The sequence below is a fragment of the Micromonospora sp. AKA38 genome, from assembly GCF_027925725.1.
Classification (GTDB): domain Bacteria; phylum Actinomycetota; class Actinomycetes; order Mycobacteriales; family Micromonosporaceae; genus Micromonospora.
In genome coordinates this window covers 447371-473406 of the sequence record NZ_BNEI01000002.1, presented here as the reverse complement: position 1 = coordinate 473406, position 26036 = coordinate 447371, and the positions used below count along the sequence as shown (strand labels likewise).

Genomic DNA, 26036 nt, shown 5'->3' with positions numbered 1-26036 from the left:
ACCGATAGACTCTCCGGTCATGAGTGTTGAAGAGGGCACGGCCAACCACGGTCGGCTGCTGGGCGCCGTCCGTGGCCCGCAGGACGTGAAGCGGATGACCGCCGAGCAGCTGGACATCCTCGGTGCCGAGATCCGTGACTTTCTGATCGCCAAGGTCTCCCGCACCGGTGGGCACATCGGCCCCAACCTCGGCGTCGTCGAGCTGACGCTGGCCATGCACCGGGTGTTCGACTCCCCGCGCGACCGGCTCCTGTTCGACACCGGCCACCAGGCCTACGTGCACAAGATCCTCACCGGTCGGCAGGAGGGCTTCGACAAGCTCCGCCAGCGCGGTGGCCTCTCCGGCTACCCCAGCCAGGCGGAGAGCGAGCACGACCTGATCGAGAACTCGCACGCCTCCACCGCCCTGTCGTACGCCGACGGCCTGGCCAAGGCGTACGCGCTGCGCGGCGAGAAGCGCTCCGTGGTGGCCGTGGTCGGCGACGGCGCGCTCACCGGCGGCATGTGCTGGGAGGCGCTCAACAACATCGCCACCGCCGGCAACCCGCTGATCATCGTGGTCAACGACAACGGCCGGTCCTACTCGCCGACCATCGGCGGCCTCGCCGACCACCTGTCGTCGCTGCGGCTCAACCCCGGCTACGAGAAGGTGCTCGACACCGTCAAGGACGCGCTGGGCAACACGCCGTTCGTCGGCAAGCCGATGTACGAGGTGCTGCACGCGGTCAAGAAGGGCATCAAGGACGCGGTCGCCCCGCAGGCCATGTTCGAGGACCTCGGCATCAAGTACGTCGGCCCGGTCGACGGTCACGACGTGCCGGCGGTCGAGGCGGCGCTGCGCGCGGCGAAGAACTTCGGCGGCCCGGTGATCGTGCACGCGGTCACCCGCAAGGGCTACGGCTACCGTCCCGCCGAGGACGACGAGGCCGACTGCCTGCACGGCCCGGGCGGCGCCTTCGACGTGGAGACCGGCCAACTCGTCGCCGCGCCGTCGGTGAAGTGGACCCACGTGTTCGCCAACGAGCTGGTGGCGATCGCCGACGAGCGCCCCGACGTGGTCGGCATCACCGCCGCCATGGCGGAGCCCACCGGCATCGCCGCGCTGGCCCGCAAGTACCCGAAGCGGGTCTACGACGTCGGCATCGCCGAGCAGCACGCCGCCACGTCCGCCGCCGGCCTGGCCATGGGCGGCCTGCACCCGGTGGTCGCGGTCTACGCCACGTTCCTCAACCGGGCGTTCGACCAGGTCCTGTTGGACGTGGCGATGCACAAGCTGCCGGTCACGTTCGTGCTGGACCGGGCCGGCATCACCGGCCCGGACGGGCCCAGCCACTACGGCATCTGGGACATGTCGGTCTTCGGCGTGGTGCCCGGCCTGCGGATCGCCGCGCCCCGCGACTCGGCCACGCTGCGCGAGGAACTGCGCGAGGCGATCGCCGTCGACGACGGCCCGACCATCCTGCGCTTCCCGACCGGCACCGTCGCCGCCGACCTGCCGGCCGTGCGCCGGGTCGGCCCGGTCGACGTGCTGACCGAGTCGGCGCGTACCGACGTGCTGCTGGTCGCGGTCGGCTCGTTCGCCGGCCTCGGCATGGAGGTCGCGTCCCGGGTCGCCGAGCAGGGCTACGGCGTCACCGTGGTCGACCCGCGCTGGGTCCGACCGGTCCCGGCCGAGCTGGTCGAGCTGGCCGCCGGACACCGGCTCGTGGTCACCGTCGAGGACGGCGTCCGGGTCGGCGGCGTCGGCTCCGCGCTGGCCCAGGCGATGCGCGACGCCGACGTCCGCGTGCCGGTCCGCGACCTCGGCGTACCCGCCGACTGGCACCCGCACGGCACCCGCGCGCAGATCCTCGCCGACCTGGGGCTGACCGCCCAGGACGTGGCGCGCGACGTCACCGGCTGGATCTCCGGCCTGGACGCCGCCCCGGTCGACCCGGCCACCGACGGGGCCACCGCGCAGAACTGATCCGGTTCACGGCACTCGGGCGGTCCCGCTGTCGCGGGGCCGCCCGAACGCTGTTCCGGGCACCGTCGCCACGTCGGCGGTGTGGAGCGGACGCAGGAGGGATGGCCGGAGAGATCTTGGAAGCAAAGTGCCCCTCCGGGGGCCATTTCCTTCCAAGATCTCAGGCGGCGTCGAGGACGGGGGTCAGCGGGGGGAGGAGAGGGAGCGGTACCAGGTCTTCTCGGTGCCGGCCAGGCTGAACGTCTGCTTGGCGTCGGTCTGCTCGACCACCACCAGGCCCGGACGGTCGACCAGGCGGGTAGTGCCGGGCGGCGCGGCGAACGAGGCGTCCCGGGTGCGCCAGGTGAGCACCGCGAGCGGCTGGCCCGGCACCGGCAGGGGGTACGCCTGGAGCGTGGTGGACCGGTCGGCCGGGGAGACGACGGGCGCACCGCCGCCGGACGGGCGGTAGAGCACGGCGGTCATCGTCCCGGTGGGACTGTCCCAACTCAACTGCTCCAGGTCGCCCGGCTCCCCGTCGCCGAGCGCCACCTCGCCCAGCGAGCGCGTGGCGATCTTCGCCATCGGCCAGGACTCGGGCACGGAACGGGGCGCCTCCCGGTCACCGAGACGGCGCGGGACGCTGCCGAACGGGCCCCGTCCGCCGGTCAGCGCGCAGGTGTCCAGGCCGGTCAGGGCGCGTTTGCCGGCACCGGTCTCGTCGCGCACCAGCGGGTAGCGGGGCGCTTCGGTGGCCGTACCCAGGTCGAGGACGCGGTCCGCGGCCCGGCCGCGCGGCAGCGACGGCGTGGGCCGCAGCGTCGCGGTCAGCGCGACGGCCCGGCAGGCCGGCACCGCGACCGGCTCGGTGATGCCGTCGGCGCCGGGCACCGTGCGGCCGTCCGGGCCGAGCAGGCGTTCGACGCGGGCGGAGGTGAGGTAGCGGCGCCCGGTGGGTTGCCGGACCGGCAGCACGTCGGCGTAGACCAGGTAGCCGGCCTCGGTGTACTCGGTGGCGTGCGACACCCGCCACCGCTGCCCGTCCCGGTTCAGTTGCAGCAGCCAGGAGGCGGCCTCGCCGGGCACGTCGGCGGCGACCAGTGCCAGCGGCGCGCCGGCCACCTCGCCGGAGAAGAGGATGCCGGAGGAGGGCAGGTGGACCCGGTCGTCGACCGGTGAGCGCCAGTCACGCACCGCAGCGGTGATCGCGGCGGTGGCGGCGGCGTCACCGGCGAGGCTGCCGCGCGGCGGCCAGACCGCGAGCGAGCCGTCCAGGCTGTCGTAGCCGACCCGCAGGGTTGTCGGCTGCCGCTCGGTCACCGGCCCGCAACCGGCTGTGGCCAGCGCCAACGCTGCCAGCGCGGCGCCCGTCACCGCGTTTCGGCGGGCTGAAACCACACTGATCCCCTCGGCGGTCGTCGGTCGGAAGCCCACATGGTACGAGACGTGCGGTCACCGGGCGGAGCCCGGCTCACCCGTTCGTCGCGGAACGTGACGTGCGATTCGTGGCTCAATATCCGGCTCCGGTAGACTCCGCCGACTGTGACGCCTGCCGAGACCCGCGGCGCCTCGACGCCGGCCGCCGCCGCCCCGACGGGCTCCCGATCCGTCACCCTCGACCCCCCACCGCCGGTCACCCGGACCGAACCGCCGGCCGCATCCACCACCGAGGAGGCCGCGCCGGCCGCCCGACGCCGGTGGCGGTGGACGCGCCGCCGCATCGACCTGGTGGTGTACGCCGCCTTCCTGCTCGCCGCGATCTGGGTGACCAGCGGCATCTGGGCCGACCCGGCCGGCCGGGTGGCCGCGCTCTACAGCAGCGACCCCGCCCAGGTGCAGTTCTTCCTTGCCCACTCGGTGCGGGTGGTGCTGCACGGCGAGTTCCCGTTCTTCACCGACCAGTTCAACTACCCCGACGGGGTCAACCTGATGGCGAACACCGCCATCCTGGCGCTCGGCATCCCGATGGTGCCGGTGACGCTCCTGTTCGGACCGGCGGTCTCCTTCGTCGCGCTGGTCACACTCGGCCTGTGCGGCACCGCCGCCGCCTGGTACCGGGTGCTCTCCCGGCACCTGGTTCGGCACCGGCCGGCCGCCGCGGTCGGCGCGTGGTTCTGCGGGTTCTCGCCGGCGATGCTGTCGCACGCCAACTGGCACCCGAACATCATCAGCCAGTTCCTGCTGCCGTTCATCGTCTGGCGGGTGCTGGTGCTGACCCGGTCGGTCCGGCCGGTCCGCGACGGCGCGCTGCTCGCCCTGCTGGTCGTCGTGCAGGCGTTCATCAACGAGGAGATCCTGCTCTTCACCGCGCTGGCGCTCGGGGTGTTCCTGATCGCCGTGCTGGTGCAGCAGCGGGACCGGTGGGCCACCGCGTGGCGACCGCTCGGCACCGGCCTGGCGGTCTGCGCGGTGCTGGCCGGCGCGCTGCTGGCGTACCCGCTCTGGGTGCAGTTCGCCGGCCCGATGGCGTACCACGGGCTCAGCGACGCGGTCCGCGACTACGGCAACGACATCGCCGCGTTCGTCGCCCCCGGCTCGCCCACGTTCGGCGGCAACGAGCGGGCCAACGTCAACCTGGCCCCGAACTACTCGGAGGAGAACGCGTTCTTCGGCTGGAGCCTGTCGCTGCTGGCCGTCGGCATCGTCGTCTGGCTGCGCCGGGACGTGATGGTCCGGGCGCTGGCCGCGACCGGGCTGTTCTTCGCGGTGCTCTCGCTCGGTGAGCGGATCTCCTGGTGGGACCGGGAACTGGTGACCGGCCCGTGGGAGCTGCTGGTGCGGCTGCCGCTGCTGGACGCCGTGGTGCCGACCCGGTTCGGCCTGATCACCACCGTGACGGTGGCGGTCCTGCTGGCGTACGCGGTGCGCAGCGCCTGGGTGCTGCGCGGCGTCCAGCGGCGGACCGCGCGGACGCTGACCGCCGCCGGCCTGGTCTTCGCGCTGCTGCCGATCGCGCCGATGCCGCTGCGCGTCACCACCCGACCGCCGGTGCCGGAGTTCATCACCGCCGACCGGTGGCGGCAGTACGTCGGGCCGGACCAGACGCTGGTCTCCGTGCCGGTGCCGGCGATGGGTAACACCGACCCGATGCGCTGGGCGGCCAGCACCGACCTGGCGTTCAAGATCCCCGGCGGCTACTTCCTCGCGCCGCGCAACGGCGTCACCGGCGACCCGGGCCGATTCGGCGGCCGGCGCAGCGGCATCGGCGAGCTGCTCGCCGACGTGGCGTCCACCGGGCGTACGCCGAAACTCGACGACCGGCAGCGCCGTCGCTTCCTGGACGAGCTGCGGCACTGGAACGCGGCGGTGGTGGTGCTGCCGCTGGACGAGCAGAACGCCGAGCCGCTGCGGCGCACCGTGGAGCAACTGGTCGGGCCGGCCCGGCAGGAGCTGGACGTGTGGGTGTGGGACGTCCGGACACTGACCGACCGGTCCGCCTGAGCCCGGCGGCCCGCCCCGGGCCCGCGCCCCGGCGGTGGTGGCGGCCCCGGCCGGTCGACGCGCTCGTGGTGGCCGGCTACCTCGCCCTGGCCGTGCTGCTCACCGCCGACCAGTGGCGCCGCCCGGATCGGCTGTTCCACCAGGCCGGCGACCAGATGCTGTTCGAATGGATGCTGGCCCGGGCCGCCCGCGCGGTGACCGACGGCGAGAACCCGCTGCACAGCGCCGCGCTCAACGCCCCGCACGGGGTGAACCTGATGGCCAACACCTCGGTGCTCGGGCTGGGCGTGCCGCTCACCCCGGTCACCGTGGCGTTCGGCAGCCAGGCCGCGTTCCTGGTCGCGGTGGCGCTCAGCCTCGCCGGCACCGCCACCGCCTGGTACGCGCTGCTCGCCCGCCGGCTGGTCCGCTCCCGGGCCGCCGCCGCGGTCGGCGGGCTGGTCTGCGGGTTCGCCCCGGGCATGGTGGCGCAGGCCGGGGCGCACCTGCACATGGCCGCCCAGTTCCTGGTCCCGGTGATCCTCGCGCTGGTGTTCCGGCCGGCCACCGACCGGGTCCGGCGCGACGGGGTGCTGCTCGGGCTCGCGGTCGCGTACCAGGTCTTCCTCGGCGAGGAGGTGCTGGTCTTCCTGGCGCTGGCCGCCGGCGTGCTGGCCGGGGCGTACGCGCTGGCCGACCGGGACACCGCACGCCGGCTGGCGCCCGTGGTGGCGCGCCGGCTGGGCCTCGGCGCGCTGGTCGCCGGCGTGCTGCTGGCGTACCCGCTGTGGGTCCAGTTCCTCGGCCCCGGCCACTACACCGGGATGCCGTTCCACACCCGCGGCTACCGGTTGGACCTGGTCTCGTTCACCGCCACCGCCCGGCAGACCGTGGGCGGGGACGGCCACCGGGCCGGGCTGCTGTCGCCGAACCCGACCGAACAGAACTCGTTCTTCGGCCCGTTCCTGCCGCCGCTGGCGCTGCTGGTGGCGGTGCGGCTGTGGCGGCGACCGCTGGTGCGCGCGCTCGCCGCGTGCGGCCTGCTGTTCGCGCTGCTGTCGCTCGGCACCACGGTGATCGTGGGGCGGCACGACACCGGGCTGCCCGGCCCGTACCGGCTGGTCGCCGGCGTGCCGCTGCTGGACCTGGTGGTGCCGGCGCGGTTCGCGCTGGTCTGCGTACCGGTGCTGGGGGTGCTGCTGGCGCTGGCGGTGGACCGGGCCCCGGGCGGCACCGCGCGCGGGCGGGCGCTGTGGGCCGGCGCGGTCGCCGCCGCGCTGCTGCCGCTCGTCCCGACCCCGATCCGCACCGTGCCGGTCCCGCCGGTGCCGGCCGTGGTGACCGGCGGCGGCTGGCGGGCGTACGTCCCGCCGGGCCGGACGCTGGTGCCGGTGCCACCGGTCACCGGCGCGGCGGTCAGCCCGGCCATGTTCTGGTCGGCGCGCGCCGGGCTGGCCTTCGACGCGCCGGGCGGCTACTTCATCGGGCCGCGCTCAGCCGCCGACCCGACCGCCCGGTGGGGCGCGCCGGACCGTCCCACGTCGTTGCTGCTGCGCCGGGCCGCCGAGACCGGCCAGGTGCCGCCGGTGGGCGAGGCGGAACGCCGGCAGGCGGTCGAGGACCTGCGGCACTGGCGGGCAGCGGCGCTGGTGCAGGCCGACTCGTCGCCCGGCGACCCGGTACGGGTCACCGTGGACGCCCTGGTCGGGCCCGGGCGGGACGTCCCCGGCGGGCACCTGTGGGACGTCCGCCCCCTGCTCGGCGGCTGACCCTTACACGCGGTCGCGCACGTCCCAGAGCCAGACGTCGTCGATCCGCTGCGGGGGGCCGAGCAGCGCGGTCATCAGGTCACGCAGCACCGCCTCGCGCGGCCCGGCGCCGAGCACCACCACCGACGCCCGCCAGAAGCGTAGGTCCTCGACGGCCTGCCGGCGGTTCTCCGCGGTGATCTCGGGCAGCGCGTTGCGGTCCATGGTGGCGTAGATCAGCGTGCTGGTCGGGCGGTTCGGGGCGCCGAACACGCCTTCGCCCAGCTCGTTCGGGCCGATGAAGTATCCCCCCGGGATGGGGAACTCCTGCCCGGTCAGCGCGCTCCAGCGCAGTGTCGGCAGCCCGTGCACGTTGCTCGGGATCGGCACCGGCACCAGCGTCCGGCCGGCCGGCACGAACGGTCGCCAGCCACCGGCGGTGATGAAGTGCGGCGGCGGGTCCATCCGCTGCGCCGGCAGGGGGCGCGGGACCAGCGGCAGCAGGGCGGCCACGATCGCGGCGTACCCGACCAGGCGCAGCGCCCGCCGCCGGCCGGACGCGGCCCGGCCCGCGTCGTCGGTCCGCCCGTCGTCGGTTCGCCCGTCGTCGGTTCGCTCATCGTCGGTCCGTCCGTCGTCGGTCGGCTCGTTGTCGTGGTCGCCGGCGCGGGGTACGGGCACCGGGGCGGTCCCGGGCCGGCCGGCGCGGGACAACGCGTCCCAGGCCAGCGCGAGCAGCACGCCCACGGCGGCCACCACCACCAGGCTCAACCGGGTCGGCATCATCATCTCGACGAGCGGCAGGTCGTCCGGCACGTACGCCCACGGGCCGGCCACACTCGTCTCCACGCCGTCGAACCGCACCACGGGCCCGATCGAGGCGATCGTGAAGAGCGCCACCAGCACGGCCAGGATCCGGGCCGGCACCGACCGGCGGACCAGCAGCCCCAGCGCGGCCAGCGCGACCAGCACCAGCGGCCAGCCGAACCAGGTGTTCTGCTCGGTCAGGCCGATGGTCTTCTCCACCGCCTCGTCCCCGGCCGCGGTGTCCCGGGCGAACGTGACGAAGGCCATCAGGTCCTCGCCCCAGTTGTGGAAGACGCCGCCCTGCAACCCTCGGTAGGACTGCGGGCCGTTGAACTGGAACCAGATCGGGTACGCGGTGAGCAGCAGCGCCACCCCGCCGCCGACGGAGATCGCGGCCAGGAAGGACCCGGCCCGCGCCCGCGTCTCGCGCGGCCGTTGCACCGCGTACGCCAGCACGACGACCAGGCAGGCCAGCGCCGTGAGCAGCAGCATCTCCTCGTTGATGAAGATCTGGTACGCCACCAGCAGTCCGAGCGCCACCCCGTTACGTCGCCAGCGGCCCGGCTCGCCGAGCCGGAGCACCCGGGCCACGATCAGCGGGAGCAGGAAGTTCGACACGAAGTTCGGCTGCCCGTTGGCGTGGTGCACGATGCCCGGGGCGAACCCGAGGAACGCGCCGCCGACGAACGCCGCGCCGCGGGAGCGGACCAGGTGCCGCGACAGCGTCCAGTACGACGTCGCGGCGGTCGCCGACAACGCCGCGCCCAGGTAGAGCGCGTACATCACCTGTGGACCGAGCAGCATGGTCAGCGGCGCGAGCGGCAGCGTCACCCCGAGCAGCGAGGTGTTCGCCATCATGTTCACCCCGTCCGGCGCGTTCTGCCGGGCGGTGAACAGCGGGTTCTCCAGGTGCCGCACCGAGTACGCGCCGTGCGCGAACAGCCACTCGAACCAGCTGTGGTCGGTCGGCAGGTGCGAGGACACCCGGTGCTGCACGTCGCCCCAGTAGTTGAGGCAGACGAGAACGCCGAGCAACGCATAGGCTCCGAGGGCCAGCAGGTCGGCGCGAGCCGGCCGGCGACGGGGCCGTCGCGGCGGATCCGCCGTGACGGCGTCCACCTCGACGGATGAGGAGTTCAGCGAGGGGTCCACCACCGGCACGGCCACGACGGGCCATCGTACAGGCGGTCCGGCGTCGGTCCGGTCACGGTCGGGCGGCGGTCCGGCGGCGCGGAAAGGGGTGGTCGTGACCGTCATCGATCTGGGTGACCTGCGCGGCGACGACGCGGCGCCCGACGCCGCGCCCCGCCCGCCGCGTGCGGTCGGCCGCCCGTTCCGCGTCGTGGTGGCGCTGCTGGTGGCGCTGGTCACGCTCGCCGCCGCCGCGCCTCCGGCGCGGTCCGGGCCGGTCACGATCCCCGGCGGCACCGGGGCCTCCGCGTTCCTCTCCGACAACCGGGTGTACGTGGTGCGACGCGCCGCGTCGGAACCGGGCTGGGACCTCGTCGCGTACCGGGTGGGGCGGGAGCGGTGGCGGGCCCGGGTGGACGGTGTCGACGACGTGGTCGCGGTGTGGGAGCAGGGCGGGCGGGTGCTTGCCGTCGGACCGGCCGGAAACGGCGGCCGCTGGGAGACGACGGTGTTCGACGCGGGCACCGGCGCGCCGCGCTGGCGGCAGGACGGCGTGGTGTTCCCGGCCGGCGACGCGCTGCTGCTGCGCCCGTCCGGCGGGCCGGGCCCCCAGTCGGTCCGCCGGTTGGCGGTGGCCGACGGGCGCACGCTCTGGACCGTGCCCACCACCGGTCGGGACGTGCAGTTCAGCTACGGCCGGTCCGGGGTGGACCGGATCCTGCTGCTGCCGGCCGCCGGCGAGACGGTGGTGCTGGACGCGGCGACCGGCACCCGGCTGGCCGCCCGCGACCTGCATCCGGGGGAGGTGCCCGGCGCGCGCGCCATGCAGGGCGCGGGCCGGCTGTTCCTGGAGACCCGGTTGGCCGGCGACGTCGTCACTGCCTTCGAGATGGACACGCTCCGGCCACGCTGGACCGCCGAGCTGCCACTTGTCGATTACCTGGAACCGTGCGGGTCACTGCTCTGCGCCAGCCGGCAGACCGGCGGGATGTGGGCGCTGGACCCGGCCACCGGCGCGGTGCGCTGGGCCAGCGACCTGTGGTCGAGCGTGCTCCGGGCCGAGGGCGGACGCCTGCTGGTCGCCGCCGGCCGGGAGGGCGGCGAGGGCCTGTCGGTGCTGGCGGAGTCGGACGGCCGGCTGATCGCCGAGGTCGGCGACTGGGACGTGCTCCCGCAGGGCGAGAGCGGTGACCGGCTGTTCCTGAGCCGGCCGCTGGGCGGCGACCGGAGGCTCCTCGCCGAGCCGGACCTGTCCGGCGGCCCACCCGTGGTGCGGGACGTCCTGACCGGCACCGACTGCACCGCCGGCCGGACGCTGCTGGTCTGCCGGGAGCGGGGCGGCGACTTCACCGTGCGGCGGCTGCCGTGAGCCCGGTCATCGAGCTGGGCGAGCTGCGCCGTCCCGAGGACGGCGACGAGCCGCTCCCCGCGCCGCCGCGGCGACCGCCGGGCCGGGCCGCCCGCGCGGTGGCGCTCGGGTGCCTGCTGCTCACGCTGGCCGGCGCGGCGGCGCCGGCCCGGCCGCCGGCGCCGGTCCGGGTGCCCGCCGCGCCGGATGCCCTCTTCGTGGTGCTGGCGGGCCGGCTGATGGTGGCGGACGGTCCGAGCGCGCTCCACCAGGGCGGTCGGGTGGTCACCGGCTACCGGCTCACCGCAGGCGCGCCGGCGTGGCGGTTCGCGCTGCCCACCGGGGACCACGTGCTGGGGCTGACCGGCGCGGCCGGCGGCCTGCTGGTGTCGAGCAGCCCGACCGGGGTCGGGGACGCGCGCGCCACGCTGCTCGACCCGGCGACCGGCGCGGTGCGCTGGCAGCAGGTCGGCTACCCGGTCCCGACCGCGTCCGGCGGGGTGCTGTTCGAGAACCCCCGGCCGGGCGGAACGGGCCGGGTGCTCGCCGTCGACCCGGCCTCCGGCGCGACGCGCTGGTCGCTGGCGGTGCCCCCGCAGGGAGTGGCGTACCGGCGGGACGACCGGGGAGTGACGCAGCTCCTGCTGATCGAGCCGGACGGCCGGGTCGCCGTGCACGACGCGGACTCGGGCGCCCGGGTGCGCGCCGGCCGGGTGTCGTCCGCGCCGGACGGTGTCGCCTACCGGTTCGCGCAGGTCGTCGCCGGTCTGCTGCTGGTCGAGGGCGTCTCCGGTGAGATCACCGCGTACGGGGTGGACCGGCTGGACCGGCGCTGGAGCGTGCCGGTGGACCCGCGCGCCGGGTCGTGGTTCACCGACTGCGCCGGCATGGTCTGCCTCCGCGACCAGGTCGGCGACGCGCAGGCGCTCGACCCCGCCACCGGCCGCCCGGCCTGGACGGACGAGCGGTGGGCGGGGTTCGGGCCGGTCGGCGACCGGCTGATCGCCGCCGCGGCGGGGGACGGGCCGGAACTGGAGTTGTCGGTGCTGGAACCGGCGACCGGCCGGGTGCTCGGGCGGCTGGGCCGCTGGCGGGTCAGCGGGCGGGACGACGGGTCCGGCCGGTTGCTCAGGCTGCTCGGGCTCCGGCACCTCGCCGGGGACCGGACGCTCGTCGGTGACCTGGACGTGGCGGCCGGCGAGGCGCGACCGCGGGCGGTCCTGCCCGGCTCCTGGGCCGAGTGCGCGGACGCCGAGGCGGTGTTGGTGTGCCTGCGCCCGGCCGGCGGGCTGGCGGTGTGGCCGGCGCGGCGGTGATCACCAGTTGGCCTGGGCGGGCGGCGCCGGCAGCGGCACCGTCTCCGGCCGCAGCACGTACGCGATCCCACCGCTGCCCGCCTGCCAGGCCGCCTCGAACGGCGCGCGCGGCACGGTCCGGCGGACCCGTTCGTCGTCCGGCGCGTACGGGTCGTTGAGCACCGGGTCGCCGTCGGTGGTGAAGCCGGCCAGCACGATCAGGTGGCCCCGGGTGTCGTAGTCCAGCCCGGGAACCTGCCCACGGGTGAACGCCGCCGAGACGACGAGCGGGATGCCGGCGGCCACGAACCGTTCCGCCTCCGCCAGCGAGCGCAGCCGGGTGACGAACGCGTCCACCCCGTGCGTCGCCGCGTACGCGGTGTTGAACGGCCAGTTCCCGGCCCCGGCGTACGCGTGGTCGTAGCAGTGCCGCGCGGCGTGCACCACCACCGGGCGGGGGCCGGGCGGGTCGACCCAGGCGTACCGGTCCGGGGTGGGGCCGGCGCCCCAGAAGTCCAGCACCATCGACACGCAGGTGGGGCTGCACCAGGAGTCGCCACCGCCACCCCAGCGGGTCTCCCCGCCGGCGTGCAGCCGCTGCGCGTAACGCGGCACGTCCAGCACCCGCCCCCACGCCCGGCCCGCTGCCCCGGCGTCGTCGTGCGCGCCCCCGCCGGCCGGGCCGCTGTCGACCTGCTCGGGCGACGGGGACGCCGGGACCTGGCTGCCGGCGCTGGCGACCACGCCGACCGTGCGCAGCACCGGGCCGGCCGGCGCGTCGGGCCGGCGCAGCAGCGTCACCCGGACCTGCCAGCCGGTCACCCGTGCCCCGGTCACCCGGAGCGTGTCCGCGTCCACCCGGGCCCGGTCGTCGGACTGGCCGGGCACCGAGGCGCGGCGTACCGTGCCGTCGTCGGCCGCCCAGTGGCCCAGCTCGTACCAGCCGGTGGTGGCCGCGTCGCCGGCCCAGCCGCGTACCTCCACCCGGAGCCAGCAGCCGGGCGGCGTGTCGGCGGTCCAGGACGGCACCAGCTCGGCGGCGGCGAAGCCGACCTCCGTCACCGGCGAGGTCCAGGTGCCGGCGGCGGCCCCGGGAACCGGATCGGGGCGCGCCGGCCGGCGGGCCGCCGCGTCGGGCGTGGACCCGTTCGCGTCGGGCGTAGGTCCGTTCGCGTCGGGCGTGGGGCCGTCCGCGTCGAGCGTCAGCCCGGCCGGGCCGGCGGAGAGTCCGGCGGCGCGACCCAGGTCCCGGTCCGCCGGGAAGCGGAAACGGCGGTACGCGACGTTCCGGCCGGGGGCGGCGGCGGTCATCGGCGGCTCCGCTCGGCTCGGCCCGGCCGGCAGCCGGGGCGGTGGGCGATCGTTGCCGGCGAGCATCGCGTACCCGAAGGTTTTCTGCAACGGCGGGCCGTGCCGTCCGGTTGGCGCCGCGCACTAGGTTGTGGGAGGTCACGAGGCGGGAGGCCGGAATGCGGGTACTGGTGGTCGAGGACGAGCGCAACCTCGCCGACGCGATCGCGCGCGGGCTGCGCAAGCGCGGCATGGCGGTGGATGTCGCCTACGACGGCGACGCCGGGCACGAGGCGGCGTTCGTCACCCGCTACGACGTGGTGGTCCTGGACCGGGACCTGCCCGGCGTGCACGGCGACCGGATCTGCGCCGACCTGGCCGCCTCCGGCACGCTGACCCGGGTGCTCATGCTGACCGCGAGCGGGACCGTCGCCGACCGGGTCGAGGGGTTGCAGCTCGGCGCCGACGACTACCTGGCCAAGCCGTTCGCCTTCGACGAGCTGGTGGCCCGGGTGCAGGCGTTGGGCCGGCGGGCCACCCCGGCCGCGCCGCCGGTGCTGGCGGTGGCCGACCTGGAACTCGACCCGGCCCGGCGGGTGGTGACCCGGGGCGGCGTGCCGCTCGACCTGACCAACAAGGAGTTCGGCGTGCTCGCCGAGCTGCTCCGGGCCCGCGGCGCGGTGGTGTCCAGCGAGGAACTGCTGGAACGGGTCTGGGACGCCAACACCGACCCGTTCACCACCATCGTCCGGGTCACCGTGATGACGCTGCGCAAGAAACTCGGCGACCCCCCGCTGATCGACACCGTGGTCGGCGCGGGCTACCGGATCGAGCGCGCCAAGTGACCTCCGCGCGGGTACGGCCGACGCTGCGGCTGCGGCTGACGCTGCTCAACGGCGTGCTCCTGGTCGGCGCCGGCGCGATCCTGGTGCTGCTGGCCTGGCTGCTGGTCCGGGACGCGTTGCGCCCCACCGACGAGCTGCTGCCCGGCACCACCGTGGTGCTCACCGACGGCCGCACCCTCGACGCCGGGCAGTGGCAGCGGCAACTGGTCGACGCCGCGTCCCGGGAGCTGCTGTTCAAGGGCCTGCTGGCGCTGCTGGCGATCAGCGTCGTCGGGGTGGCCGGCGCGTACCTGGTGGCCGGCCGTGCGTTGCGCCCGCTGCACCAGGTCACCGCCACCGCCCGCCGGCTCGGCGAGACCACGCTCGACGAGCGGATCGGGTGGTCCGGCGCGGACGACGAGGTGGCCGAGCTGGCGGAGACGTTCGACGCGATGCTGGACCGGATCACCGCCGCGTTCGAGGCGCAGAAGCGGTTCGTCGCGAACGCCTCGCACGAGCTGCGGACCCCGCTTGCGGTGATGCGTACCGAGATCGACGTGACGCTCAGCGACGACGACGCGGACCTGGCCGAGTACCGGCGGATGGCCGGCGTGGTGCGGGAGGCGTCCGAGCGGGCCAACGGCCTGGTGGACGCGCTGCTGGTGCTGGCCCGCAGCGAGGCGCAGACCGGCCGGCGGTTGGCCCGCCGCGCCGAGAGCGACCTGGCCGTCGGCACCGCCAACGCGCTCTCCGCGGTGGCCCGCGAGGTGGAGCGGATCGGCCTGCGGGTGCACACCTCGCTGCGCCCCGCGCCGGTGGTCGGGGACCCGGGGCTGCTCGACCGGCTGGCCGGCAACCTGGTGGAGAACGCGGTCCGCTACAACCACCTGCACGGCCGGATGTGGGTGCGCACCGGCACCGACGGGCAGCGGTCCTGGCTGGTGGTGGGGAACACCGGCTTCGAGGTCGCCCCGGCCGAGGTGCCCGGCCTGTTCGAGCCGTTCCGGCGCGGCGGGCAGGAACGCACCGGGGCGCGCGGCTCCGGTCTCGGCCTGTCCATCGTCCGGGCGGTCTGCGACGCGCACGGCGGCACGGTGAAGGCGGTCCCGCAGCCCGGCGGCGGTCTGGAGGTGACCGTCACGCTCCCGTCGGCCGACCCGCCGGCGGCCACCTGACCGCCGATCCGTGACCGCCCGGCCGGACATCCGCCCTCACCTGTTCGTGCGGCCGGGCACGCTGTCCCGCCCGCCCGCGACGGTGGTCGGGCGTGGCGGCGCGGTGGTCGGTCAGAAAGCTTGCCGCGCGCTGGACGCCGCCGCGGACGTGGCTCAGGGTGAGCGGTGCGACACGCCTCACCGCCGAATCTACGGAGCTGCCCGTGACCCACCCCTCGGCCCCGCGCCGCCGCGCCCTCGCGGCCCTCGCCGCCGTCGCGCTCACCGCGGCCGGCCTGGCCCCGGCCGCGCCCGCCGGCGCCGCGCCCGACCACACCACCGTGGTCAAGGCCGTCCCGGCCACCACCTCGCCGGACATCATGGACGGCACCGTCGACGCGATCCACGACGCCGGCTCGAAGATCATCGTGGCCGGCTCGTTCAGCACCGTGCAGAACCGCAACTCCGACACCGACATCACCCGCAACTACCTGCTCGCCTTCGACAAGGCCACCGGCACGGTCGACACCGCGTTCGCGCCGTCGGTCGACAACGAGGTGTACGCGGTCGTCGCCGGCCCGACCGCCGGCACGGTCTTCGTCGCCGGCAAGTTCAACACCGTCAACGGGGTGACCCGGCGCAAGGTGGCGCTGCTCAACGTCGCCACCGGCGCGCTTGTCACCAGCTTCGCCCCGCCGGCGTTCAACGGGCTGGTCAACGACATCGCGCTGGCCGGCACCCGGCTGCTGGTCGGCGGCATCTTCACCACCGCCGGCAACCCCAACCCGCGCGGCGGGCTGGCCTCCCTCAACGCCACCACCGGCGCGGTGGACAGCTACCTGACCACCGCGCTCACCGAGCACCACAACTACGACGGGGTCAGCGGCTCCAACGCCGGCGTCGGGGTGGAGAAGATGGCGCTCGCCCCGGACGGCACCAGGCTCGTGGTGATCGGCAACTTCAAGAAGGCCGACGGGGTGCTGCACGACCAGATCGTCCAGCTCGACCTGGGCGCCACCGCCGCCACCGTGGCCGACTGGAACACCAGCCGCTACACGCCGCGCTGCGCGTGGTGGGCGTTCGACTCGTACATGCGGGACGTCGCGTACGCGCCGGACAGCAGCTACTTCGTGGTGGTCACCACCGGCGCGCCGAACGGCGGCACGCTCTGCGACGCCGCGGCCCGCTTCGAGGGCGGCACGACCGCCACCGACGCGCAGCCCACCTGGATCGACTACACCGGCGGCGACACGTTCCTCTCGGTCGCGGTCAGCGAGCAGGCCGTCTACGTGGGCGGCCACTTCCGCTGGCTGAACAACAGCGCCGGCGGCGACAACGCCCGGGCCGGCGCGGTCGGCCGGGCCAGCATCGCCGCGCTCGACCCGCGTACCGGCCTGCCGCTGTCCTGGAACCCCGGCCGCCACCCGCGCGGCATCGGCGCCTCCGAGATGCTTGTCACCCCGGCCGGGCTGTGGGTCGGCGGCGACACCTCGTGGATCGGCAACTTCCAGTACCGCCGGGAGCGGATCGCGTTCTTCCCGCTGGCCGGCGGCACGGCCCCGCACCCGACCACCGAGCCCACCCTGCCCGGCACGGTCTACCAGGCCGGCGTGCCGAAGCCCACCAACGTGCTGTACCGGGTCAACGCGGGCGGCCCGCTGGTCGCCGCCACCGACGGCGGACCGGACTGGGCGGCCGACGACGGCGGTAACCCCAGCCCGTACCACAACAGCGGCAGCTCCGCCGCCGGCTTCGCCGCGGTGGGCGCGCTGGACACGACCGTGCCGGCCGGCACGCCGGCCGCGCTCTACAGCGACGAACGTTACGACCCGGCCGGCGCGCCGGAGATGACCTGGCAGTTCCCGGTGCCCACCGGCACCGAGGTGCGGGTCCGGCTCTACCTGGCCAACCGGTACGACGGCACCGCCGCCGTCGGCGCCCGCGTCTTCGACGTGGCGCTGGAGGGCGCCACCGTCCTCGACGACCTCGACCTGTCCGCCGCCGCCGGGCACAACGTGGGCACCATGCGCGAGTTCACCGTGGTCAGCGACGGCACCGTCGACCTGGAGTTCCGGCACGTGGTGGAGAACCCGCTGATCGACGGCATCGAGATCGTCAAGACCGGCCCCCCGCCGGCCGGCACCGGCGACGAGGTGCAGGCCCGCTCGTACGACGGGACGACCACGGTCGGCGCGCCGAGCCCGGTGGCGAACCCGGACGGCACCGCCTGGTCCACCGCGCGGGGCGCGTTCTGGGTCGGCGGCACGCTGTTCTACGGCATGGACGGCGCGCTGTGGCGGCGCACGTTCGACGGGACCACGTTCGGCACGCCGGCGCTCGTCGACCCGTACCACGACGCCTACTGGGACACCGTGGAGACCGACTCCGGGCCGGCCGGTCAGACGTACGCCGGGGTGACCACCGGCTTCTACGCCGAGATCCCCAACGTGACCGGCATGTTCCACTCCGGCGGTCGGCTCTACTACACGCTCGCCGGGCAGAGCGGCCTGTTCTGGCGCTGGTTCACCCCGGACAGCGGCACGGTCGGCGCGGACCGGTTCACGGTGGCCGGCGCGGGCGGGCTCGCCGACGCGGGCGCGGTGTTCCTGGCCGGCGGCACGCTCTACAAGGTCAACCGGAGCACCGGTGACCTGTTGGCGACGGACTGGCTCAACGGCGCGCCGACCGCGACGTTCACCGTGCGCAGCGGCCCAACCGTCGACGGCACCGACTGGCGCGCCAAGGCGGTGTTCCTCGCCCCCTGAGCGGTGTAAGGAGGGGCCCCTTCTTAACGTTTGCGGTAGAGAAGGGGCCCCATCTCACCGCCCCGGGCAGGTCTTGTCGGGGGACGGTGGAGGATGGCAGGATCATGGCGTCAGCCGAGAGGTGGAAGGGGGTGTGGTGATGTCCGTTCTCAACAATCCCGCGCCCCGCGTTCCCCGCTGACCCTCGCACTCCGCCGGGGCGCATTCCCCATCGGAGGAAACATCGTGAGTGCACACATCCACTGCGTGACCGTGGAGTCCGACGACCCGTACGCCCTGGCCGGATGGTGGGGCCGCGTGCTCGACCGCGAGCGGCACGCCGACGACCACCCGGGTGACCCGGAGGCCGTCCTCGTCTCGCCCGACGGGCACGGCCCCGACCTGCTCTTCGTCGAGGTGGGTGAGCGCCACCGCAAGGGCGCGTTCCACCTCGACCTCCAGCCGGCCGAGGGCACCCGGGACACCGAGGTCGTCCGGCTGCGCGAACTCGGTGCGACGCTTGTCGCCGACCGGCGCCGGCCGGACGGCAGCGGCTGGGTGGTGCTGGCCGACCCGGAGGGCAACGAGTTCTGCGTGTGCCGCTCCACGGCGGAACGCGCCGCGTCGGCCTGACCCGGCGCCGGGTCGTGTCGGCCTGACCCGGAAACGGCGCCGGGCCCCCGCCGTCGGCGGGGGCCCGGCGCTCCGAGCGGGATCAGTCCTGCTTCTCGATCTCACCGCGCATGTTGACGAACTCCGACTGGAGCTCGGACACGGACTTGAAGTAGACGACCACCATGCCGAGGCTGCCCTTGTCGGACCAGATGCAGACACCGACCGGGATGTCCTGGGCCTTGCCGTCGCCGCACTTGGCGTCGCCGCCGAGCGGGCCGGCGTCGACCGTCTTGAACTCCTTGGTGCCCAGGTCCGGGGTGACCGCGGCGATGGCGTCCGCCATCTCCTTCTTCGGGTCGGCGATGACGCCGGAGACGGCGACGATCATGACCAGGTCCTTCTTGGCCGGGTCGCCGTAGAACGCGCCCGCCGTGCTGGTCGCGTTGGGCACGTCCTTGCCGAGCTCGGACTTCATCTGAAGAGCGGTCGACTGGAGCTGCGGCTCGGTCGCCTTCGGCCGGCCGCCCAGCGTCGTCGGCTCGACGACCCGGGTCTTGGTGGCGGTGACGACGTCCTTGACGTCGTCACCGGCGGCGAGCCAGAAGGCGACGCCACCGCCGACGCAGAGCACCAGCACCACGGCCAGGACGATCAGCAGGATCTTGCCGACCCCGAACTTCTTCTTCGGCGGGACCGGGGCGCCGAACTGGTCGCCGCCGTACTGCGGCTGCTGCGGGTAGTCACCGCCGTACTGCTGCTGCGGCGCCGGCGGGTGCTCACCGCCGTACTGCTGCGGCGGCTGGTAGCCACCCGGCTGTGCGGAGGGCGAGGGGTTGTGGCCGGGGTAGGGATTGGACGGCGGCTGGGACATGAAGGCAGCTCCTGTGAAGATTCTGGACGCGTGATGGTAGCCAGAGCCGCCGACACCCCGCCGTCCGGTCAGGGGCGGTGTGATCAAACCGGAACCGTCCCGTGACCGGCCCCGGAACGCCGATCGCGGTGCCCGTACCGTCCGGAACGGACGGCGCGAGCACCGCGATCGATGCGTGGACCGGTCAGCGCAGGCTGGCCACACCGCGCGGCAGGAACCGTCGGCCGGTCACCCGCTCGGAGGTGCCGGTCCGGTCCAGGTACGGCGTGACGCCGCCCAGGTGGAACGGCCAGCCGGCGCCGAGGATCATGCACAGGTCGATGTCCTGCGCCTCGGCGACGACACCCTCGTCGAGCATCAGCCCGATCTCCTGCGCCAGCGCGTCGAGCGCGTTCTGCCGCACCTGCTCGGCGGTGAGCGGCTGGTCGCCGACCACGAGCAGCTTGGCGACCTCCTCGTTGACCTGGTCGTCGACCACGATCGGCCGGCCGGAGTCGGCGATCCGCTTGAGGTTCTCGCTGACCGTGAACCGTTCCGGGAACGCCTCGTGCAGGGTGCCGCCCACGTGGTACGCCACCGCCGGCCCGACGAGCTGGAGCAGCGCGAGCGGGCGCATCGGCAGGCCCAGCGGGTCCAGCGCGCTGTCCGCGACGTCCAGCGGGGTGCCGGCGTCGACGGCGGCGAAGACGGTGCCGAGGAAGCGGGTCAGCAGCCGGTTCACCACGAACGCCGGGGCGTCCTTGACCAGCACCGACGACTTCTTGAGCTGCTTGCCGACCGCGAACGCGGTGGCCAGCGTGGCGTCGTCGGTGCGCTCGCCGCGGACGATCTCCAGCAGCGGCAGCACCGCCACCGGGTTGAAGAAGTGGAAGCCGACGACCCGCTCCGGGTGCTCCAGGTCGGCCGCCATCTCGGTGATCGACAGAGAGCTGGTGTTGGTGGCGAGCACCGCCTCCGGCGCGACGATCTTCTCCAGCTCGGCCCAGACCTGCTTCTTGACGCCCAGGTCCTCGAACACGGCCTCGATGACGAAGTCACAGTCGGCAAACGAAGTGCGCTGACCCTGTGCCGAGGCGGCGAACGCGTCGGCCTTTGCCGAGCCGGACACCAGGCCGTACAGCTTGGCGGCGGTGCCCTTGTCCATCCGGCCCTTGCTCACGGCCTTCTCGATCTGGGTGTGCACGTAGGCGACGCCCTGGTCCACCCGGGACTGATCAAGGTCGGTCAGCACCACCGGCACCTGGAGCCGGCGGGCGAACAGCAGCGCGAGCTGGCTGGCCATCAGGCCGGCGCCGACGATGCCGACCTTGGTCACCGGCCGGGCCAGGCCCTTGTCCGGCGCGCCGGCCGGGCGCTTGGCCCGCCGCTGCACCAGGTCGAACGCGTACAGGCCGCTGCGCAGCTCCTCGGAGAAGACCAGGTCGGCGAGCGCCTCGTCCTCCGCCGCGGTGCCGGCCGCGAAGTCCGCGTCCTTCGCGGTCTCCAGCAGGTCCAACGCCTTGTACGCGGCCGGGACCGCGCCGTGCAGCCGCTGGTCGAGGGTCTGCCGGGCGAAGTAGAGCACGCCCGCCCACATGTCCTTGTCGACCTCGGGGCGGGTGACGGTGACCTCGCCCCGGACCACGCCGGCGGCCCATTCGAGGGACCGCTCCAGGAAGTCGGCGGGCTCCAGCAGCACGTCCGCGATGCCCATCTCGGCCGCCTGCTTCGGCTTGAGCATCCGGTTCTGCATCAGCGGGTTCTGCAGGATCACCTGGGTGGCGGCCGGGATGCCGATCAGGTTCGGCAGCAGCTGGGTGCCGCCCCAGCCGGGTACCAGGCCGAGCGAGACCTCGGGCAGCGCCAGCGCCGCCGCGCCGGCCGACAGCGTCCGGTAGTGGCAGTGCAGCGCCAGCTCCAGGCCGCCGCCCATGGCCGCGCCGTTGACGAACGCGAACGTCGGGACGTCGCTGTCCTTGAGCCGGGCGAAGACCCGGTGGCCGAGCCGGCCGACCTCCAGCGCCTGCTCGCGGTTCTCCAGCTGGGGCAGGCTGGTGATGTCCGCGCCCACGCAGAAGATGTACGGCTTGCCGGTGACCGCGACGAACGCCGGGTTCGCCGCCAGGGCGGCGGTGATCGCCTCGTCCAGGCTGGTCAGGCCGCCCGGACCGAAGCTGTTCGGCTTGGTGTGGTCGAAGCCGTTGTCGAGGGTGATCAGGGCGGCCGGGCGGTCCAGCCCCGGTACGGCCACCTGACGCAGCAGCGCCCTGGTGACGACCTCGTTCGGTGCCGCGAGCGCGCTCACTTGTCCTCACCCTTCCAGTTCGGGTTCTCCCAGATGACCGTGCCGCCCATGCCGATGCCGATGCACATGGCGGTGAGGCCGTAGCGGACCTCGGGGTGCTCGGCGAACTGCCGGGCGAGCTGGGTCATCAGCCGCACGCCGGAGGACGCGAGCGGGTGCCCGATGGCGATCGCGCCGCCCCAGGCGTTGACCCGGGGGTCGTCGTCGGCGATGCCGAAGTGGTCGAGGAACGCGAGCACCTGCACCGCGAACGCCTCGTTCAGCTCGAACAGGCCGATGTCGTCGATGCTCAGGCCGGCGATGCGCAGCGCCTTCTCGGTGGAGGGGATCGGGCCGACGCCCATCACCTCGGGCTCGACGCCCACGAAGCCGTAAGACACCAGCCGCATGCCGACCGGCAGGCCCAGCTCGCGGGCGGTCTCCTCGGCGACCAGCAGCGCGGCGGTGGCGCCGTCGTTCAGGCCGGCCGCGTTGCCCGCGGTGACCTTGCCGTGCGGGCGGAACGGGGTCTTCAGGCCGGCCAGCTTCTCCAGGGAGGTGTCCCGCGGCGCCTCGTCCACGGTCGCCAGGCCCCAGCCGCCGTCGGCGTCGCGGATGGCCACCGGCACCAGGTCGCCCTGGAGCTTGCCGTTGGCGTACGCCTTGGCGGTCTTCTGCTGCGAGGCGAGCGCGAACGCGTCGGTGCGCTCCTTGGTGATGTGCGGGACCCGGTCGTGGAGGTTCTCCGCGGTGGCGCCCATCACCAGGGCGGACGGGTCGACCAGCTTCTCCGCGACGATCCGCGGGTTGGGGTCGACGCCCTCGCCCATCGGGTGGCGGCCCATGTGCTCCACGCCGCCGGCGATGGCCACGTCGTACGCGCCCATGGCGATGCCGCCGGCCACCGTGGTGACGGCGGTCATCGCGCCCGCGCACATCCGGTCGATGGCGAAGCCGGGCACGGTCTTGGGCAGGCCGGACAGCAGGGCGGCGGTGCGGCCGATGGTCAGGCCCTGGTCGCCGATCTGGGTGGTGGCGGCGATCGCCACCTCCTCCACCTTCTCCGGCGGCAGCTGCGGGTTGCGGCGCATCAGCTCGCGGATGCAGCGGATCACCAGGTCGTCGGCGCGGGTGTTGGCGTACATCCCACCCGCCTTGCCGAACGGCGTTCGGACGCCGTCGACGAAGACGACATCTCGGACTTCACGGGGCACTTGGAGCCTCCCTCGGCACTGGCCATTTCTCCGGATGCTACTCGCCAGTAACCAGCGGCGTCACCACCCCCCGTGTGGCCCACCTCACAACCCGCGTCGGGCCGGCTCAGGACGCCGGGATGCGCAACGCCTCGGTGAGCGCCGGCAGGAGCAGGCCGAGCTGCCACTCGCGGGCACCCAGTGTGCGTAGGGTCTCCGCCACCGTGTCGTCGGTGACCTCCTCCGGCGGCTGCCAGGCCAACCGGCGGATCGAGTCCGGCGCGATCAGGTTCTCCGCCGGCAGCCGGTGCGCCGACGCGGTGCCGACCACCACCTCCCGGCAGCGGGCCAGCCGGCCCGCCGCGACCGGGTCCCGCTCCGCCCACCGGTGCGGCGGCGGCGGGCCCTCCACCGTCGGACTCACCGGCAACGCGTCGTCCGGCAGTTGGCGTGCGTCGTCCAACGCCGCCAACCAGGTACGCGCCAGCCGGCGCACCGAGCGACCACCGAACCCGGGCAGGGTCAGCAGCGTCTTCTCGTCCTTCGGGTCCAGCTCGGCCGCCGCCACGATGGCCGAGTCGGGCAGCACCCGCCCCGGCGCGGCGTCCCGACGGGCGGCGATCTGGTCCCGCGCGTACCAGAGGGAACGCACCCGGGCCTGGGCGCGGGCGCCGCGGACCCGGTGGATGCCGGACGTGCGTCGCCACGGCTCGGCGCGGACCCGGGGCGGGCGGGCGCCGTTGCGCACCAGCGCGGCGAACTCCTCCGCCGCCCAGCCGGACTTGCCCTGCCTGTCGAGTTCGGCGTCGAGCGCGTCGCGCAGGTCGACGAGCAGCTCCACGTCCAGGGCCGCGTACGTCAGCCAGGACTCCGGCAGCGGCCGGCTGGACCAGTCGGCGGCGGAGTGGTGCTTCTCCAGGCTGAAGCCGAGCAGCTGTTCGGTCAGCGCGGCCAGGCCGACCCGCTCGAAACCAGCCAGCCGGGCGGCCAGTTCGGTGTCGAACAGTCGGCGCGGGCGCAGCCCCAACTCGGCCAGGCAGGCGAGATCCTGGCTGGCGGCGTGCAGCACCCACTCCGCCTCGGCGATCGCCGCGTCGAGCGCGGACAGGTCGGGCAGCGGCAGCGGGTCGATCAACGTGGTGCCGGCGCCGGCCCGGCGCAGCTGCACCAGGTAGGCGCGCTGGCTGTAGCGGTAGCCGGAGGCGCGTTCGGCGTCCAGGGCCACCGGGCCGGTGCCGGCCGCGAAGCGGGCCACGACCGCGTCCAGCTCACTGGGGGTGGCCACCGGCGCGGGGGTGCCGTCGCGCGGTGCGGTCAGCGGGACGGCTGCGCTCGCGTCGGTCTCGGTCCCCGCGCCCGCCGGCTCCGGCACGGCCGTCGACGGATGCGGAGACACCTCTCCCGTACGGCTTTCGGCGGCCCGACGGCGCAGGGGTGGTTCGTCGGTCACCTGACAACCCTAGTAGGCCGGACGATCCGGTGCGCGCAGCCGGTCCGTTGCGTGTCGACGAGATGTCCGCCAGGTGTCCGGAACGCGCCGGGTTGCGCGGGGGTGAGAGGGTCGGACATCGGGGAAGACAAACCCCGTTCCCGCCGGTACGGTCCATCGAGCCGTGGGCGGCGCGGGGGCGGCCGGGTAACGGTCGGCGCGCCGGCGGAGCCGGCGGGGGAGGACAGGCGATCATGTCAGGCGGGTACGAGACCGGCGACGGCGTGCCGGGGCAGGGCGGCGACGGAACGGCCGGCCGACCGGGGCCACTGCCGCCACGCATCGCTCCGCCCGGCCGGGCGGCCCCGTTCCCCGGTGCGCCCACCGGCCCAGACTTCTCCCGGGGCGTCGCGGCACCGGAACCGGCCCGGGGCACTGCCGCGCCCGGAGCGGCTCGGGGCGCCGCCACGTCCGGTCCGACCTGGGGCACTGCGGTCGCGCCTGGAGCATCCCGGGGCGCCGCCGCGCCCGGCCCGGCCTGGGACGCCGCCGCGTCCGGCTCGGCCTGGGACGCCGCCGCGCCCGACCCGGGTCGGGGCGTTGCCACGCCGGATTCGGCCTGGGGCGGCGGGGCGGGCCACGCCGGTCACCCGCCGTTCGGCGGGGCACCCGCGGCATCGCCCGTGCCGACCCAGCCGAATGCCGGTTCGGCCTGGTCGGGCCAGCCGGCGGCGGGGCCGGCCCACCCGTTCCGACCGGCCCCGGCCGCGCCGTCGACCGGTCAGTCGCCGTCCGGTCCGGCGTATCCGGGCCAGCCGGTCTCCGGTCCGGCGTATCCGGGTCAGCCGGTGTCGAGCCCGGGTCAGTCGCCGTCCGGTCCGGGGTATCCGGGTCAGCCGACGTCGAGCCCGGCGTTCCCGGGTCAGTCGCCGTCTGGTCCGGCGTCTCCCGGTCAGTCGCCGTCCGGTCCGGCGTTCCCCGGTCAGCAGACGTCCGGGCCGGCCTGGCCGGGTCAGTCGGGCTCCGGGTCGGCCTGGCCGGGTCAGCCCACACCGGGGTCGGCGTATCCGGCCGGCGTATCCGGCCAGACCGGATTCGGCGGCTCGCCGCTCGCCGGTGGCCCCGACCCGTCCCGCCGCCGGGGCCGGCTGCCGGTGGTGGCGCTCGTGCTGGCCGGTGTGCTGGCCGTGGTCACCGGCGTGCAGGCGTACCAGATCCACCGGCTCGACGACCGACTCGCCGCCGCCGACCGACGGACGGCCGAGGCCCAGGGCGCGGACGCCCGCCGGCTCGACGGGCTGGAGCAGCGCGCCGGAAGCCTGGAGAAGCAGGCCGGCGCCGCGTTCAATCCCGAAGCGGTGGCGAGCGCGGTGCTGCCCAGCGTGTTCCGGGTCCGGGCCGGCCAGTTCACCGGCACGGCGTTCGCGGTCGGCAAGGCGCCGGCCGGCGGTGGCACCACGCTGCTCACCAACTTCCACGTGGTGGAGTCGGTCTTCGCCGCCGGCGAGCGCAAGGTGTTCCTGGAGCGCACCGACCAGCGGTTCGAGGCGACGATCATCGACACCGACAAGGAAAAGGACCTGGCGCAGTTGCGCACCACCGCGACGTTCGGCGGCCTGATCGCGGCCCGGACGCCGGTGAAGTCCGGCCAGCAGATCGTGGTGGTCGGTGCCCCGCTCGGCCTGCAGGACAGCGTCACCACCGGGGTGGTGAGCGCGTTCCGCAAGGACGAGGGAGGCTCCGGCCCGGTGATCCAGTTCGACGCGCCGATCAATCCCGGCAACTCCGGCGGCCCGGTGATCAACGGCTCGAAGGAGGTCGTCGGCATCGCCACGGCCAAGGCCCGTGACGCCGAGGGCATCGGGCTGGCGGTGCCGATCAAGACCGCCTGCGACCGCTTCAGACTCTGCTGAGTCGCGGCTCAGCGCGGCGCGCCGTGCGGGTGTGGCCCCGACCACG

17 protein-coding genes are annotated in these 26036 nt (G+C 74.7%); 10 read left to right on the top strand and 7 right to left on the bottom strand.

The annotated features are described in order from the left end of the window. The first annotated feature begins 19 nt into the window (after positions 1–19). The gene (gene dxs, locus TPA0908_RS05675; protein ID WP_281935313.1) at positions 20–1966 is read left to right on the top strand and encodes a 1-deoxy-D-xylulose-5-phosphate synthase; all 1947 of its coding nucleotides are present in this window, start codon (positions 20–22) and stop codon (positions 1964–1966) included. Positions 1967–2149: 183 nt separating this feature from the next. Here dxs and TPA0908_RS05670 read toward each other — a convergent pair whose 3' ends face one another. Beyond that, a complete protein-coding gene (locus TPA0908_RS05670; RefSeq protein ID WP_281935311.1) occupies positions 2150–3343 on the bottom strand; it encodes a hypothetical protein in 1194 nt (397 codons plus the stop codon). Positions 3344–3664: 321 nt separating this feature from the next. Between TPA0908_RS05670 and TPA0908_RS05665 the strand changes: the two genes are divergently transcribed. Together TPA0908_RS05665 and TPA0908_RS05660 are read left to right on the top strand one after the other, a co-directional pair. Then, a complete protein-coding gene (locus TPA0908_RS05665) occupies positions 3665–5386 on the top strand; it encodes a hypothetical protein (RefSeq protein ID WP_374709185.1) in 1722 nt (573 codons plus the stop codon). Beyond that, entirely contained in the window at positions 5344–7134 is a 1791-nt protein-coding gene (locus TPA0908_RS05660) for a hypothetical protein (protein ID WP_308447814.1), read from the top strand. The genes TPA0908_RS05665 and TPA0908_RS05660 overlap by 43 nt, the downstream gene beginning before the upstream one ends. Positions 7135–7137: 3 nt before the next feature. Here the strand turns inward: TPA0908_RS05660 and TPA0908_RS05655 are convergent, their stop codons facing one another. Next, on the bottom strand, positions 7138–9177 hold the full coding sequence (locus TPA0908_RS05655; RefSeq protein ID WP_308447813.1) for a hypothetical protein: 2040 nt from the start codon (positions 9175–9177) through the stop codon (positions 7138–7140). On the opposite strand from TPA0908_RS05655, the gene TPA0908_RS05650 reads away from it, so the two are divergent. Both TPA0908_RS05650 and TPA0908_RS05645 read left to right on the top strand, forming a co-directional pair. Beyond that, positions 9167–10420, top strand: coding sequence for an outer membrane protein assembly factor BamB family protein (locus tag TPA0908_RS05650; RefSeq protein ID WP_281935305.1), 1254 nt, complete (start codon positions 9167–9169; stop codon positions 10418–10420). The two genes, TPA0908_RS05655 and TPA0908_RS05650, sit on opposite strands and share 11 nt — an antisense overlap. Then, complete coding sequence (locus TPA0908_RS05645; protein WP_281935303.1) at positions 10417–11715, top strand: outer membrane protein assembly factor BamB family protein; 1299 nt, start codon at positions 10417–10419, stop codon at positions 11713–11715. The genes TPA0908_RS05650 and TPA0908_RS05645 overlap by 4 nt, the downstream gene beginning before the upstream one ends. Here the strand turns inward: TPA0908_RS05645 and TPA0908_RS05640 are convergent, their stop codons facing one another. Beyond that, positions 11716–13095, bottom strand: coding sequence for a C39 family peptidase (locus TPA0908_RS05640; RefSeq protein ID WP_281935302.1), 1380 nt, complete (start codon positions 13093–13095; stop codon positions 11716–11718). A 68-nt stretch (positions 13096–13163) separates the two neighbouring features. On the opposite strand from TPA0908_RS05640, the gene TPA0908_RS05635 reads away from it, so the two are divergent. The 4 genes from TPA0908_RS05635 (at position 13164) to TPA0908_RS05620 (ending at position 18339) form a co-directional block, all read left to right on the top strand. Beyond that, on the top strand, positions 13164–13829 hold the full coding sequence (locus tag TPA0908_RS05635) for a response regulator transcription factor (protein ID WP_281935301.1): 666 nt from the start codon (positions 13164–13166) through the stop codon (positions 13827–13829). Then, complete coding sequence (locus TPA0908_RS05630) at positions 13826–14983, top strand: sensor histidine kinase (RefSeq protein WP_281935299.1); 1158 nt, start codon at positions 13826–13828, stop codon at positions 14981–14983. Before TPA0908_RS05635 ends, TPA0908_RS05630 begins: the two co-directional genes overlap by 4 nt. A gap of 203 nt (positions 14984–15186) precedes the next feature. Further along, the gene (locus TPA0908_RS05625) at positions 15187–17727 is read left to right on the top strand and encodes a malectin domain-containing carbohydrate-binding protein (RefSeq protein ID WP_281935298.1); all 2541 of its coding nucleotides are present in this window, start codon (positions 15187–15189) and stop codon (positions 17725–17727) included. Between the two features lie 225 nt (positions 17728–17952). Beyond that, on the top strand, positions 17953–18339 hold the full coding sequence (locus tag TPA0908_RS05620) for a VOC family protein (RefSeq protein ID WP_281935297.1): 387 nt from the start codon (positions 17953–17955) through the stop codon (positions 18337–18339). An 82-nt stretch (positions 18340–18421) separates the two neighbouring features. On the opposite strand, the gene TPA0908_RS05615 is transcribed toward TPA0908_RS05620, so the two are convergent. The 4 genes from TPA0908_RS05615 to TPA0908_RS05600 all read right to left on the bottom strand — a co-directional run bounded on the left by TPA0908_RS05615 (position 18422) and on the right by TPA0908_RS05600 (position 24098). Next, complete coding sequence (locus TPA0908_RS05615) at positions 18422–19192, bottom strand: hypothetical protein (RefSeq protein ID WP_281935295.1); 771 nt, start codon at positions 19190–19192, stop codon at positions 18422–18424. A gap of 184 nt (positions 19193–19376) precedes the next feature. Beyond that, on the bottom strand, positions 19377–21476 hold the full coding sequence (locus TPA0908_RS05610; protein WP_281935293.1) for a 3-hydroxyacyl-CoA dehydrogenase NAD-binding domain-containing protein: 2100 nt from the start codon (positions 21474–21476) through the stop codon (positions 19377–19379). Further along, on the bottom strand, positions 21473–22669 hold the full coding sequence (locus TPA0908_RS05605; RefSeq protein ID WP_281935291.1) for a thiolase family protein: 1197 nt from the start codon (positions 22667–22669) through the stop codon (positions 21473–21475). The genes TPA0908_RS05610 and TPA0908_RS05605 overlap by 4 nt, the downstream gene beginning before the upstream one ends. Positions 22670–22775: 106 nt before the next feature. Continuing rightward, a complete protein-coding gene (locus TPA0908_RS05600; protein ID WP_281935289.1) occupies positions 22776–24098 on the bottom strand; it encodes a ribonuclease D in 1323 nt (440 codons plus the stop codon). A 662-nt stretch (positions 24099–24760) separates the two neighbouring features. On the opposite strand from TPA0908_RS05600, the gene TPA0908_RS31850 reads away from it, so the two are divergent. Next, entirely contained in the window at positions 24761–25990 is a 1230-nt protein-coding gene (locus TPA0908_RS31850; protein ID WP_281936258.1) for a S1C family serine protease, read from the top strand. Positions 25991–26036 lie beyond the last annotated feature (46 nt).

What these genes read in the sequence shown, in the direction of transcription:
- TPA0908_RS05615 (WP_281935295.1), bottom strand. Translation starts at nt 19,192, where the DNA reads ATGTCCCAGCCGCCGTCCAATCCCTACCCCGGCCACAACCCCTCGCCC.
- dxs (WP_281935313.1), top strand. Translation starts at nt 20, where the DNA reads ATGAGTGTTGAAGAGGGCACGGCCAACCACGGTCGGCTGCTGGGCGCC.
- TPA0908_RS05655 (WP_308447813.1), bottom strand. Translation starts at nt 9,177, where the DNA reads ATGACGGTCACGACCACCCCTTTCCGCGCCGCCGGACCGCCGCCCGAC.
- TPA0908_RS05635 (WP_281935301.1), top strand. Translation starts at nt 13,164, where the DNA reads ATGCGGGTACTGGTGGTCGAGGACGAGCGCAACCTCGCCGACGCGATC.